The sequence below is a fragment of the Georgenia wutianyii genome (genome assembly GCF_006349365.1).
Taxonomy (GTDB): Bacteria; Actinomycetota; Actinomycetes; order Actinomycetales; family Actinomycetaceae; genus Oceanitalea; species Oceanitalea wutianyii.
This window is the reverse complement of the sequence record NZ_CP040899.1, coordinates 238,011-251,143: the sequence shown is the minus strand read 5'-3', so window position 1 is coordinate 251,143 and position 13,133 is coordinate 238,011. Positions and strand designations below refer to the sequence as shown.

Sequence of the window (13,133 nt, the reverse complement as noted above, 5' to 3'; positions counted from 1 at the left end):
GGCTACGGCCCGCTGATCTGGTCGACGACCTCCATCACCCGCGCGCGCAGCTCGGGTGAGATCGGCGCGGCCCCGGCGACGTCGGGGGCCGCCACCCGATCCTGGCCGGCCTCGCTCGCCATGTAGGTGAGCAGCGCCCGGACGGCGTCGGCCTTCTCGGCGCTGTCGTACTTCGTGCACGCGATCGTGTAGGAGATGAGGACGAGCGGGTAGGCGCCGTCGGCGTCGGTGTCCCGGTCGAGGTGGATCGTCAGGCGCGTGTCGCTCGCGCTCTCCGCGGGGGGCGAGGCGTCGACGACGGCGGCGGCCGCCTCCGGGGAGAAGGGGACGAACCCGTCGCCCACCCCGATGGCGGCGGTGCTGAGCTCGTCGGTCACCTGGGAGGCGTCGAGGTAGCCCAGCGTGCCCTCGGCGGCCTCCATGGTGGAGACGACGCCGGCGTTCTGCTGGCCCGACTGCGTGCCGCTGCGCGGCCACGTGCCGCTCGGCTCGTGGGGCCAGGCGTCCCCGCCGGCCTCGGCCAGGTACTCGGTGAAGTTCTCCGTGGTGCCCGAGTCGTCGGAGCGGTTGACCGGGATGACCGGGAGGTCGGGCAGGTCGACGCCGGGGTTGCTCGCGGCGATCTCCGGGTCGTCCCACCGCGTGATCTGGCCGTCGAACATCCCTGCGATGGTCTCCGGCTCGAGGTTGAGGTGCTCGACGTCGAGCCCGGGCAGGTTGTAGGCCACGGCGATCGGGGAGATGTAGAGCGGGAGCTCCATGACCTCGCCGTCGCCGCAGCGGCCGGCGGCCTGCTCCAGCTCCTCGTCGTCGAGCTCGGCGTCCGAGCCCGCGAAGTCGACGGCCCCGGTGATGAACATCTCCCGGCCGGCCCCGGAGCCCGCCGGGTCGTAGGAGGCGAGGATGTCGGGGTACTCGTCGTACAGCCCGGCGAGCCAGGCCTGCATGGCGATCTCCTGGGAGGACGCGCCCGCTCCGGCCACCGTCGCGGTGTGCGTGCCGCAGCCCGCGGCCGCGAGCGCAAGGAGGGCCACCCCGGCTGCGACGCGGTGTCGCCGCCCGACCTTCGACATCCCGTAACTCCTCAGTCAGATCCGCCCGCGCGGGTCGACGGGCAGATCCAGGTTACGGGGTGTTGCCGGGAGTCACGAGCTTGTACCCCAACCCCCGGACGGTGAGGAGCATCTCGGGGCGCGAGGGCTCGGCCTCGATCTTCGCGCGGAGGCGCTTGACGTGGACGTCGAGGGTCTTGGTGTCCCCGACGTAGTCCGCCCCCCACACCCGGTCGATGAGCTGGCCGCGGGTGAGGACGTGGTCGACGTTGCGCATGAGCACCTCGAGGAGCTCGAACTCCCGCAGCGGGATGCGGGTGGGCTCGCCGCGGACGAACAGCTCGTGGCGCCCGAGGTCCATCCGCACGTGCCCGACCTCCAGGACGCCGGTGGGCTCCCCCTCCGCCGGCTCACCGCCGCGGCGCAGGACGGCCCGGATGCGCGCGAGGAGCTCGCGGTAGGAGTAGGGCTTGGTCACGTAGTCGTCCGCGCCGAGCTCCAGGCCCAGCACCTTGTCGAACTCCTCGTCCTTCGCGGTGAGCATGATGACGGGGGTGTTGCCGTGGCGGCGCAGCTCGCGGCACACCTCGGTCCCGGACATGCCCGGGAGCATGAGGTCGAGGAGGACGAGGTCCGGGTGGGTCCGCTCGTAGGCCGCGAGCGCACCGGACCCGGTGTCGACGGCGACGACGTCGAACCCGTCCCGCTCGAGCTGGTAGGTGAGCGGCTCCCGGTAGGACTCCTCGTCCTCGACCAGCAGGATCGTCGTCATGGCTCCGTCGTGGCTCCTGTCGTGTCGGGCTGGGTGGGCGGGTCGGCGAGCGGAAGGACGAGGGTGAACGTGGAGCCGGCGCCCGGCTTGGACCACACCTCGACCTCCCCGCCGTGGTCGGCGGCGACGTGCTTGACGATGCTCAGCCCCAGGCCGGTGCCGCCGGTGCGCCGGGCGCGCGCGGGGTCGCCGCGGTAGAAGCGCTCGAAGATGCGCTCCTGCTGCTCGGGGCTGATCCCCTCACCCTGGTCGACGACGGCGAGGCGCACCTTGTCGCCGTCCCGGGCGATGCCGACCGAGACCCGGCCCAGGGTGTCGGAGTGGCGCAGCGCGTTGTCCAGGAGGTTGCGCACGGCGGTGGTGAGGAGGTCCGCGTCGCCGTGGACGTACAGGCCCCTCTCCCCGCCGACGGCGACCGTGATGCGGCGCGCCTCGGCCTCCACCCGCACGCGGTCGGCGGCCTCCGCGGCGACGTCGTCGAGGGCGACGAGCTCGGAGTCGACGAGCGCGTCGGGCTCCTGCAGGCGGGACAGGTCGATGATCTCCTGGACGAGGGCGGTGAGGCGGCCGGACTCGCGCTTCATCTGGCCGGTGAAGCGGCGCACCGCCTCCGGGTCGTCCGCGGCGTCGGCGAGGGTCTCGCTGAGCAGCGCGAGCGCACCCACCGGGGTCTTGAGCTCGTGGGAGACGTTGGCGACGAAGTCACGGCGGACCTGGTCCAGGCGCCGCGCCGCGGTCCGGTCGTCGGCGACGACGAGCACGCGGCCGTCGCTCAGCGGCACGACCCTCATCTCGAAGATCATCTGCCCGGCGCCGGCGAGCGGGCCGCGCGGCACGGTGAGCTCGCGCTCCCGGGGGCGCCCTGCGGCGCGCGCCTCCGCGACGAGGTCCTTGACGGGCCCGGAGACGACCGCGCCCGAGCGCACGAACCCGTAGCTGTAGGCCGACGGGCTGGCCATGAGCACCTCGCCGCTCGGGTCGAGGACGAGGGCGGTGGAGCGCAGCGCGCGCAGGAGCTGGCGGGTGTCCTTGCTGACCCCGACGCCGGCCTCCTCGACGGCCGGCTCGCCCGCCCGCCGGGGGAGGAAGCCCCGCAGGAGGAAGCCGGCGGCGAGCGCGAGCGCAGCGACGACGACGAACGGCCAGATGCCTTCCACGAACCCGAGCGTATGCCCACGCGGGACTCGGCACGCCGCCCGTTCTGCCCGGCCGCCGAGTGTTCACCGGTGAGTCATCAGTCGTTCACCAGGGGCTGGAACGATACCGTTGGTGTCACCGTCGAGCTTTGGAGGAACGAGTGCGAGAGATCTTCAACCAGGAGCTGGAGCAGGTCGGCACCGACCTCCACCGGATGAGCCTGCTCGTCATCGACGCGATCGAGAACGCCTCCACCGCCCTGCAGACCGCCGACCTCCAGCTGGCCGAGAACGTCATCCGGGCCGACGAGCAGATCGACGAGATCGAGCGCAGCCTCGACGAGCAGTGCATCTCGCTGCTCGCCCGCCAGGCACCGGTCGCCACCGACCTGCGCGTCGTCATCGCCGCGCTGCGGATGTCGGCGACCATCGAGCGGATGGGTGACCTCGCCCGGCACATCGCCCTGGTCGCACGCGGCCGCTACCCCGAGGTCGCCCCTGCCCCCTCGATGCGCGAGGTCTTCACCGAGATGGGCGCCGCGGCCACGAAGGTCGCCCACCAGGTGAGCCGCCTGCTCGAGACCCGTGACCTCGAGCTCGCCGCCGGCGTCGAGCGGGACGACGACACCCTCGACGCCCTCCACAAGCACACCTTCACCATCCTCCTGGACCCGGCTGTGGAGATGACCCGTCAGCAGATGGTCGACGGCGTCCTCCTCGGCCGGTACTTCGAGCGCTTCGGCGACCACGGCGTCTCGGTCGCGCGCCGCACGAGCTACCTCGTCACCGGCGACCTCAGCAACTCCGTGGCCCCGCTGCCCGAGCGCTCCTGACCCGGCGCCGGCCCCCGGCACAGAAAGAACCCCGCCCGTCGTTCGACGGGCGGGGTTCTTCGTGCGTCAGGGGCTACTTGCCCTGGTTGGCCACGGCGGCGATGGCAGCCTCCGCGGCGGCGGGGTCGAGGTAGCGACCGCCGGGGGTGATGGGCTTGAGGTCCTCGTCGAGCTCGTAGAGCAGCGGGATGCCGGTCGGCACGTTGAGCCCGGAGATGCTCTCGTCGTCGATGCCGTCGAGGTGCTTGATGATCGCGCGCAGCGAGTTGCCGTGCGCGGCCACGAGGACGACCTTGCCGGCCTTGAGGTCCGGCACGACGTCGGACTCCCAGTACGGCAGGGCGCGCTCGAGGACGTCCTTGAGGCACTCGCTCGACGGGATCGGCTCACCGGCGTAGCGCGGGTCGGCGTCCTGGGAGAACTCCGAGCCGGCCTCGATCGGCGGCGGCGGGACGTCGTAGGAGCGGCGCCAGAGCATGAACTGCTCGTCGCCGTACTCCTCGCGGATCTCCTTCTTGTTCTTCCCCTGGAGCGCACCGTAGTGGCGCTCGTTGAGGCGCCAGTGGCGCTTCACCGGGATCCAGTGACGGTCCGCGCGGTCGAGAGCGAGGTTCGCCGTCGAGATCGCGCGCCGCAGGAGCGAGGTGTGGACGACGTCGGGGGCGACGCCGGCCTCACGGAGCAGGTCTCCGCCGCGCAGCGCCTCCTCGGTGCCCTTCTCGGACAGCGGGACGTCGACCCAGCCGGTGAACAGGTTCTTCGCGTTCCAGTCGCTCTCGCCGTGGCGGAGCAGGACAAGGGTGTAGGTCATGAGGCCATTGTCTCCCATGGCCGGGGTGACGTCGCGGGACCTGGGGCACCCTGAGACGCCCCAGGTCCCGCGCGCGCGTCAGTTGGCCTTGGCGTAGGCCTCGGTGACCTCGGCGGGGATGCGGCCGCGGTCGGAGACCGTGTAGCCGTTCCCGCGAGCCCACTCGCGGATCTTGGCGGCGTCGCCGGAACCCGAGCGGGAGGCGCCGGAGCTGCGGCCGGAGCGGCGGGGGGCCGGGGTGCGGCGTCCGCCGGCGCGACGCGCGTGGCCGACCCAGGGGGCGAGGGCGTCGCGCAGCTTGGCGGCGTTCTCGGTCGTCAGGTCGATCTCGTAGCTCACGCCGTCCAGGCTGAAAAGAACTGTCTCGTCCGCGGGTGCCCCGTCGACATCGTCGATGAGCGTGACCTGAACCTTCTGCGCCATGTGCTTCTCTTCCTGTGGCTTCCGGCCCACCCGTTCAGCGGACCTCCATATCGCCGTTCACGAGGAATAGCGATGCGCACAGACTAATTAATTGATTCCGTATTGTCACGCCCGTCAGCCTGCCCGGCGTTCTCCTGCATCTCGAACTCCCGGAATGCGGCGCGCTCCCGCCGGTCCGCGAGCAGAATGGCCCGCATGATTACCACGAATATGATTCCCAGGCCGATCGAGGGAACGAACGCCACGACGAAGTCCATGCGCCCATCGTACGGCCGTCCACGGGGGCGCCAATGCCCTGACGTGCCACAGCCCGGGCCCACGCCGTGGGTCCGGGCTGTCTGAGCCGCCTGTGGGAATCGAACCCACGACCTTCTCATTACGAGTGAGACGCTCTGCCGACTGAGCTAAGGCGGCGCGGCCCACGCGGGGCAGCGCGGACAACTGTACCGGGGCAGGGCCCGTGGACCAAAGTCAGCAGACGAGGCCGTCCTCCGGCACCACGCCGTCGAGCAGGTAGTCGTCCACCGCGGTGGTGACGCACTCCCCCGCGCGGCCGTAGGCGGTGTGCCCCTCGCCCTCGTAGGTGACCAGGACGGCCGAGCTCAGCTGGTCGGCGAGCTGCACCGACCACTCGTAGGGCGTGGCGGGGTCGCCGGTCGTGCCGATGACGACGATCGGGGGCGCGCCGTCGGCGCTCACCGGGCCGCGCTCGACCGTGGACTGCACGGGCCACGCCGCGCACGTGACGTCCCCGAAGGCGAGCGCCGAGCCGAACGTGGGGGAGATCTCCTCCAGCTCCTTGGCCTGCTGCCGCCAGTCGGCGAGGTCGCCCTCGACCGGGTAGTCGAGGCAGTTGATGGCGATGTTCGCCTCGGTGGAGTTCGTCGCGTAGGTGCCGTCCGGCTCACGCTCGGCGGACAGGTCGGCCAGGAGGAGCAGCTGCGAGCCGTCGTTCTGGTGCATCGCGGCGTCGAGCGCAGAGGTGAGGAGCATCCAGTAGGCGTCGTCGTACAGCGGCATGATGATGCCGGAGAACGCGAGCGGCGCGGTCAGCTCGCGGTCGGTGCCGGTGGGCAGCGGGGTGCGGCTGGTGAGCTCGAGCAGGTCCTGAACCTGGCCGACCGCGGAGTCGACGTCCCCGCTGAGCGGGCAGCCCGAGCTCGCGAGGCAGTCCTCGGCGTACGCCCGCAGCGCCTGCTCGAACCCGGCGGCCTGACCGCGCACGATGTCGGCGCTGCTCAGCGAGGGGTCCAGCGCGCCGTCGAGCACCATGCGCCCGACATGCTCGGGGAAGAGGTCGGCGTAGATCGCGCCGAGGTAGGTGCCGTAGGAGTAGCCGAGGTAGTCCAGGCGCGGCTCGTCGAGGACGGCCCGCAGGACGTCGAGGTCACGCGCCGCGCTCTCGGTGTCGACGTGCCCGAGCAGCTCGCCGGAGTTCTGCGCGCACGCGGCGGCGAGCTCCTCGGCCGCGCTCGCGAGCCCGGTCAGGCCCTCCTCGGTGGAGTCGTAGTCCGCCGAGCGGATCTCGTCGAGCTCGGCGTCGTCCACGCAGTCCACGGGGGTGGACTCGTTGACCCCGCGCGGGTCGAAGCCGACGATGTCGAAGCCGTCGAGCAGCTCGGAGGAGAACAGGAGGTCGGCCGCCTCGACGAGCTGGATGCCCGAGCCGCCCGGGCCACCAGGGTTGACGAGCAGTGAGCCGACGGGGTCGGCCGAGCCGGCCGCGCGCCGCTTGAGCGCGAGGGTGATCGTCTCGCCGTCGGGCTCGGCGTAGTCGAGCGGCACCGTGACGTCGGTGCAGTCGTAGCCGTTGCCGCACTCCTCCCAGGTGACGTCCTGGTCGTAGAAGGCGGCCAGGCCGTCGGGGACCGCCGGCATCGTCTCCTCGGGCCGGGGGCTCCGCGTCTCCCCCGCCGTCGTGGTGGCATCGTCGTCGGGCTCCTCGGCCGCGGTGCAGGCGACGAGGGCCGCGACGGTCGCGAGGGCGAGGCTTGCGCGCAGGGTCCGGCTCACCGGTACCACTCTACAAGCGGGCTCCCCCGGCCTGCGGGCGCAGGCCGACCATCATGGCCTCCACGGCGAGCAGCGGCGCGACGTTCGCCGCGAGCCGGGTGCGCGCCGTGGCGACGGCGTCCATCCGTCGCAGCGTCTGCTCCGGGGTGGAGTCGGCGGCCAGCGCTCGCACCTCGTTCTCGAGGTCGACGTTGACGAGCGGCACGTCGGCGCCGAGCTGGACGACGACGACGTCGCGGTAGAGGGACAGGATGTCGACCATCGCCCGGTCCAGGACGTCGCGCTGCGCCCGGGTCGCGCGGCTCTTCTGGTTGTCCTCCAGCCGCTTGACCTGCGAGCGGACCGCGGGGGGAAGGCGGGTCTCCCCCTCTGCCCCGAGCGTGCGCAGCAGCTCGGCGCGCTCGGCGGCGTCGCGCTCCTCGGTGGCGGCCTTGCCCTCGGCCTGGGCCAGCTCGACGAGGTCGGCGGCCGCGAGGACGGCGTCGCCCACCCCGCGGATGCGGCTGGGCACGGTGAGGATCGAGCGGCGCCGGGCGCGCGCGTCGGGGTCGGTCGCGAGCCTGCGCGCGACGCCGACGTGGCTCTGGGCCGCGCGCGCCGCGGTGATCGCCACCGCGGGGTCGATGCCGTCGCGGCGCACGAGCAGCGCGGCGACGTCCTCCGCGGCCGGCACCCGCAGGGACACGACGCGGCAGCGGGAGCGGATCGTGGCGATGAGGTCCCGCGGGCTCGGGGCGCACAGCAGCCACACGGTGCGCGGCGGCGGCTCCTCGATCGCCTTGAGCAGGACGTTGGAGGTGCGGTCGACCATCCGGTCGGCGTCCTCCATGAGCATGACCCGCCAGCGGCCCTGGGAGGGCGCCTGCTGGGCGTCGGAGACGATCGGGCGCATGTCCTCGATGCGGAAGCTCACCCGCTCGGTGGCGATGAGCTGGACGTCGGCGTGGGTGCCGAGCAGCGTCGTCGTGCAGCCGTGGCACCGGCCGCAGCCCACCTCGTCCGGCGACGTGCAGGCGAGGGCGGCGGCGAAGGCGCGGGCGGCGACCGACCGACCCGAGCCGGGCGGGCCGGTGATGAGCCAGGCATGCGTCATGCCGGTGCCGCGGGCGTCACCGCCGGTCGCGATGTCCCGCGCCGCCTCGGCCGCCGACCGGAGCACGGCGACCGCCTCCGGCTGTCCGACGACGTCGTCCCACACACTCACCGGGCGGCCCCCAGCAGCGGCTCGACGCGCTCGACGACGGCACGGTGGACCTCGTCGGCGGGCAGGCTCGCGTCGAGGACGGCGTAGCGCACCGGGTCGGCGGCGGCGAGGCTGAGGAAGGTCGCGCGGACCTCCTCGTGGAAGGCGCTCGGCTCGCGCTCGAGCCGGTCCGGCTCCCCGCCGCGCCGGGCCGCCGCGGTGGCGGCGTCGAGGTCGAGCACGATGGTGAGGGCGGGCAGCAGGCCGTCGGTGGCCCACAGGGACAGCTCGCGGATCTCGTCGCGTCCCAGACCCCGTCCCGCGCCCTGGTAGGCGACCGAGGAGTCGATGTAGCGGTCGGTGAGGACGACGGCGCCGCGCGCGAGGGCGGGGCGCACGAGGGTGTTGACGTGGTGGGCGCGGTCCGCGGCGTACAGGAGCGCCTCGGTGCGCGGGTCGAGGTCCTCACCGTGGAGGACCTCGCGGCGCAGCGTGCGTCCGAGGTCGGTGCCACCCGGCTCGCGGGTGAGCACGACCTCACGGCCGCGGGCGGTGAGCCAGTCGCGCAGGAGGTGGGACTGGGTGCTCTTGCCGGAGCCGTCCCCGCCCTCGAGGGCGATGAACAGAGGCGCTGTCGTCACCACCCCAGCCTAACGAGCCGAGCCCCCTCCCCCGCCCCCTGTCCCCACCCGTCCCCGCCTGCCCCCGCGCCCCCGACCCCCACCCCCGCGACAGCCGACTTCCGCCCGACAGCCGACTTCCGCAGGCCCCGCTACTCGCCGGGGTAGACGACACCGAGCTGACGACGGACCTCGTCCATCGTCTCGAGGACCGCGAGCGTGTCCGCCCAGCTCATCGTCTCGGACTCCGTCCGCCCGGCCGCCACGCACCTGGCGACCTCGGCGGCCTCGTACTGGAACCCGCCCTCGTGCCCGGGTTCGATCGTCCGCCGGTCGTCGCCGATGGTGACGGTGAAGGAGGATCCCGCGTAGAACGGCCCGTCGACCTCGACCATGCCCTGCGTGCCGCAGATCGCCGCGCGGCACGGGGTGCGCGTCCAGAGCGTCGAGGAGCATGTGGCGAGCGCGCGCCCGCCAAAGCGCAGCAGCACGGTCTCCTGCCCGTCGACGTCGGTCTCGGTGAGGGCGCCGCTGGCGAGGACGGCGTCGGGAGTGCCGAGGAGGTCGTGCGCGAGGGACACCGTGTAGACCCCGAGGTCGAGGAGGGCGCCACCGGCGAGGTCGCGGTTGAGCAGCCGGCCGCCCGGGTCGCGGTCGAGGCGCTGGCCGTGGTCGGCGTACAGGCTCACGACCTCACCGAGCGCACCGCTGCGCACGAGGTGGCGGATGGCGATCATGTGCGGGAGGAAGCGCGTCCACATGGCCTCCATGACGAACACCCCGCGGTCGCGGGCGGCGTCGAAGACCTCTCGCGCCTCGGCGGCACTGCGGGTGAACGCCTTCTCGACGAGCACGTGCTTGCCGGCCTCGATCGCCAGGAGCGCCTGGGCGCGGTGCTCGCTGTGGGGCGTGGCGACGTACACGGCGTCGACGTCGTCGTCGGCGACGAGGTCGTCGTAGCCGGCGTGGGAGCGCCGGATCCCGAACTCAGCGGCGAAGGCCGCGGCGCGGGTGCCGTCCCGGGACCCGACGGCGACGACCTCGCCGCTGCTGAAGGTCGGCACCTGGTGAGCGAAGGACCGGGCGATCCCACCGGCCCCGAGGATTCCCCACCTCAGTGGCGGCGCGTCCAGCGGGTCGGGCGCGGCGGGCAGGTCGAGGACAGGTGAGGTCATGGGTGTGCAGCCTAACCAGCCCCACCGCGGCCGGCGGAGAAATGTCACACCGTGGTCGGCGCCACCTATTCACCCGCGACGGATGACCTACCCCGAAATTCGCGACGTCCGAATCATCCACTTGCGTCCGAAAAGGGGAGCGATCGTCAACTCCCGACGACGATCGACCCGTGTCGAACAGACCGGCCATCTCTCCCGCAACCTTCGCTCGCACACAAGTCTGCTGTCGTGCACAAGTCCGCTGTCGCGAGAAAGTCGGCTCTCGCGCGAAAGTCGGCTGTCGCGCACAAGTCCGCTGTCGCGCGAAAGTCCGCTGTCGCGAGAAAGTCGGCTGTCGCGGGAAAGTCGGCTGTCGCGGGTGGGTGGGACGGTCAGGTGGTCTTCTTGGTCGTCTTCGCGGCGGGCTTCTTGGCAGCGGGCTTCTTGGCGGCAGGCTTCTTGGCGGGGGTCTTACGCGTCGTCGTCTTCTTCGCCGGCGCCTTGGCGCGCTTCTCGGCGAGCAGCTCGTAGGCGCGCTCGGGCGTCACCGTCTCCACGGCGTCGTCCTTGCGGAGCGTCGCGTTCGTCGTGCCGTCGGTGACGTACGGGCCGAACCGGCCGTCCTTGACGACGACGGGCTTGCCGCTCACCGGGTCCTCGCCGAGCTCGCGCAGCGGCGGCTTGGCCGTCGCCCCGCGTCCGCGCTTGGGCTGCTTGTACAGCTCGAGCGCCTCCTCGAGGGTGATCTCGAAGATCTGGTCCTCGCCCTCGGGCAGGGTGCGGGAGTCGGTGCCCTTCTTGAGGTAGGCACCGTAGCGACCGTTCTGGGCGGTGATCTCCTCACCGCTCTCCGGGTCGGTCCCGACCACCCGCGGCAGCGACAGCAGCCGCAGCGCGTCCTCGAGGCTCACCGTCTCCAGCTGCATCGAGGAGAACAGCGAGGCCGTCCGGGCCTTGGCGGGCTTCTTCTTGCCCTTCGCCGGAGTCTCCTCCTCGGGCAGCAGCTCGGTGACGTAGGGCCCGTAACGGCCGGTCTTCGCGACGATCATGTGCCCCGACTCGGGGTCGACGCCGAGCTCACGGCCGTCCTCGACGCTCGCCTCGAGCAGCTCGCGCGCCTTGTCGACGGTGAGCTCGTCGGGGGCGACGTCGTCGGGCACCGAGGCCCGTCCCTCGCCGTCCGCGGTCTCGAGGTAGGGCCCGTAGCGGCCCACGCGCAGCGTGATGCCGTCGCCGATGTCGATGCTGTTGACCGCGCGGGCGTCGATGTCGCCGAGGCCCTCGACGAGCCCGCGCAGGCCCTCCACGTCGCCCTCGCCGCGGTAGAAGCGGGAGAGCCACTCGACGCGGTTCTCCTGCCCGGCGGCGATCTCGTCGAGGTCGGACTCCATCGAGGCGGTGAAGTCGTAGTCGACCAGGCGCGGGAGGTTCTCCTCGAGCAGCCGGGTCACCGAGAAGGCGAGCCACGTCGGCACGAGCGCCTGGCCGCGACGCTCGACGTAGCCGCGGTCGGTGATGACCGAGATCGTCGAGGCGTAGGTCGACGGGCGGCCGATCCCCCGCTCCTCCAGCGCCTTGACGAGGCTGGCCTCGGTGTAGCGCGGCGGCGGGGTGGTCTCGTGCCCGTCGGCGACGACGGACTCGGTGTCGACGAGGTCGCCCTCGCCGAGGCGGGGCAGCCGGGTCTCCTTGTCCTGGCCGCCGGACTCGGCGTACCGCTCGGCGTCGCGGCCCTCCTCGTAGGCGGCGAGGAAGCCGCGAAAGGTGATGACGGTGCCCGACGCGGTGAGCTCGGCCGTGCGCGTGCCGTCGGCGAGCGCGGCGTCAGCGCTCAGGCGCACGGTTGCCGTCGAGCCGCGGGCGTCGGCCATCTGCGAGGCGACGGTGCGCTTCCAGATGAGCTCGTAGAGCCGGAACTGGGCTCCGGTGAGCTGGCCGGCGACCTGTGCCGGGGTGCGGAAGGAGTCACCCGCGGGGCGGATGGCCTCGTGCGCCTCCTGGGCGCCCTTGGACTTCTGGGCGTAGAACCGCGGCTTGGCCGGCACGTAGTCCGCGCCGTACAGCTCGGTCGCCTGCGCGCGGGCGGCGGCGATCGCCTGCTGCGACAGCGCCGAGGAGTCCGTTCGCATGTAGGTGATGAAGCCGTTCTCGTAGAGGCCCTGCGCGGTGCGCATGGTCTCCCGGGCCCCCATCCGCAGCTTGCGGCTGGCCTCCTGCTGGAGCGTGGAGGTGGTGAACGGGGCAGCCGGACGGCGCGTGTAGGGCTTGGTCTCCATGGAGACGACGCGCGCCTGCGCGTCCTGCAGCGCCGTGGCGAGCGCCGTCGCGGTCGCCTCGTCGAGGTGGACCGCCTGCGCCTTGCGCGCGGCGGCGGTGAGCTGCCCGTCGTCGCCGAAGTCGCGGCCGGTGGCGACCTTCGCGCCGTCGAGGGTGACGAGGCGCGCGTCGAAGGAGCGGCGACCGTCGGCGTCGTCGGCGTCCCCGCCGGTGAAGGTGCCCTTGACGTCCCAGTAGGAGGCGGAGCGGAACGCCATGCGCTCACGCTCGCGCTCGACAACCATCCGGGTGGCGACCGACTGGACGCGGCCGGCGGAGATGCGCGGGCGGACCTTGCGCCACAGGAGCGGGGAGACCTCGTAGCCGACGAGCCGGTCGAGGATGCGGCGCGCCTCCTGGGCGTCGACGAGGCGCTCGTCGAGGTCGCGGGTGTTCTGCAGCGCCCGCTGGATGGCCTCCTTGGTGATCTCGTGGAAGACCATCCGCTTGACGGGGACCTTGGGCTTGAGCTCGTCCAGGAGGTGCCAGGCGATGGCCTCCCCCTCGCGGTCCTCATCGGTGGCGAGGTAGAGCTCGTCGGCGTCCTTGAGGGCGCGCTTGAGCTCGGCGACCTTCTTCTTCTTGTCCGAGTCGACGACGTAGTACGGCTCGAAGTCGCCCTCGACGTCGATGGCGAACTTGCCGAAGGGGCCCTTCTTCATGTCGGCGGGCAGCTCGGAGGGCTGGGGGAGGTCGCGAATGTGTCCGACGCTCGCCTCCACGTCGAACTCCGGCCCGAGATAACCGCCGATGGTGCGTGCCTTCGCGGGCGACTCGACGATCACGAGCTTGCGGGAACCTGCCACCGCCCTACCTTCCT

Annotated in this window: 12 protein-coding genes and 1 tRNA gene; 1 reads left to right on the top strand and 12 read right to left on the bottom strand. The window is 72.3% G+C overall.

From position 1 onward, the window contains the following. Positions 1-2: 2 nt before the first annotated feature. From pstS to FE251_RS01115, 3 genes are read right to left on the bottom strand one after another with little or no spacing between them, the layout of a single operon-like run. Positions 3-1,073, bottom strand: coding sequence for a phosphate ABC transporter substrate-binding protein PstS (gene pstS, locus FE251_RS01125; RefSeq protein ID WP_139947466.1), 1,071 nt, complete (start codon positions 1,071-1,073; stop codon positions 3-5). A 52-nt stretch (positions 1,074-1,125) separates the two neighbouring features. Further along, positions 1,126-1,824: a response regulator transcription factor gene (locus tag FE251_RS01120; protein WP_139072774.1), complete on the bottom strand. Its 699-nt coding sequence runs from the start codon at positions 1,822-1,824 to the stop codon at positions 1,126-1,128. Further along, positions 1,821-2,981 carry a sensor histidine kinase gene (locus tag FE251_RS01115; protein ID WP_230976493.1) on the bottom strand — a complete coding sequence of 387 codons (1,161 nt, stop codon included), beginning with the start codon at positions 2,979-2,981 and terminating at the stop codon, positions 1,821-1,823. Before FE251_RS01115 ends, FE251_RS01120 begins: the two co-directional genes overlap by 4 nt. Before the next feature lie 140 nt (positions 2,982-3,121). Here FE251_RS01115 and phoU point away from each other — a divergent pair, with 140 nt between their 5' ends. Continuing rightward, entirely contained in the window at positions 3,122-3,793 is a 672-nt protein-coding gene (gene phoU, locus FE251_RS01110; RefSeq protein ID WP_139072773.1) for a phosphate signaling complex protein PhoU, read from the top strand. Between the two features lie 73 nt (positions 3,794-3,866). Here phoU and FE251_RS01105 read toward each other — a convergent pair whose 3' ends face one another. The 9 genes from FE251_RS01105 to topA all read right to left on the bottom strand — a co-directional run bounded on the left by FE251_RS01105 (position 3,867) and on the right by topA (position 13,119). Beyond that, a complete protein-coding gene (locus FE251_RS01105) occupies positions 3,867-4,604 on the bottom strand; it encodes a phosphoglyceromutase (protein WP_139072772.1) in 738 nt (245 codons plus the stop codon). Between the two features lie 78 nt (positions 4,605-4,682). Next, on the bottom strand, positions 4,683-5,027 hold the full coding sequence (locus FE251_RS01100; RefSeq protein ID WP_139072771.1) for a histone-like nucleoid-structuring protein Lsr2: 345 nt from the start codon (positions 5,025-5,027) through the stop codon (positions 4,683-4,685). Between the two features lie 83 nt (positions 5,028-5,110). Continuing rightward, complete coding sequence (locus tag FE251_RS15400) at positions 5,111-5,284, bottom strand: hypothetical protein (RefSeq protein WP_168202610.1); 174 nt, start codon at positions 5,282-5,284, stop codon at positions 5,111-5,113. A gap of 84 nt (positions 5,285-5,368) precedes the next feature. Beyond that, positions 5,369-5,441: transfer RNA gene (locus tag FE251_RS01095), tRNA-Thr, on the bottom strand. 57 nt (positions 5,442-5,498) lie between these two features. Then, a complete protein-coding gene (locus FE251_RS01090) occupies positions 5,499-7,040 on the bottom strand; it encodes an alpha/beta hydrolase (RefSeq protein ID WP_230976492.1) in 1,542 nt (513 codons plus the stop codon). A gap of 10 nt (positions 7,041-7,050) precedes the next feature. Continuing rightward, positions 7,051-8,244 (bottom strand): DNA polymerase III subunit delta', encoded by a 1,194-nt coding sequence (locus FE251_RS01085; protein ID WP_139072769.1) that lies wholly within the window; start codon positions 8,242-8,244, stop codon positions 7,051-7,053. Then, positions 8,241-8,864 (bottom strand): dTMP kinase, encoded by a 624-nt coding sequence (tmk, locus tag FE251_RS01080; RefSeq protein ID WP_139072768.1) that lies wholly within the window; start codon positions 8,862-8,864, stop codon positions 8,241-8,243. The genes FE251_RS01085 and tmk overlap by 4 nt, the downstream gene beginning before the upstream one ends. Positions 8,865-8,995: 131 nt before the next feature. Then, positions 8,996-10,018 carry a Gfo/Idh/MocA family protein gene (locus FE251_RS01075; protein WP_139947464.1) on the bottom strand — a complete coding sequence of 341 codons (1,023 nt, stop codon included), beginning with the start codon at positions 10,016-10,018 and terminating at the stop codon, positions 8,996-8,998. Between the two features lie 371 nt (positions 10,019-10,389). Further along, positions 10,390-13,119 (bottom strand): type I DNA topoisomerase, encoded by a 2,730-nt coding sequence (gene topA / locus FE251_RS01070; RefSeq protein WP_223147555.1) that lies wholly within the window; start codon positions 13,117-13,119, stop codon positions 10,390-10,392. Between the last annotated feature and the right edge of the window lie 14 nt (positions 13,120-13,133).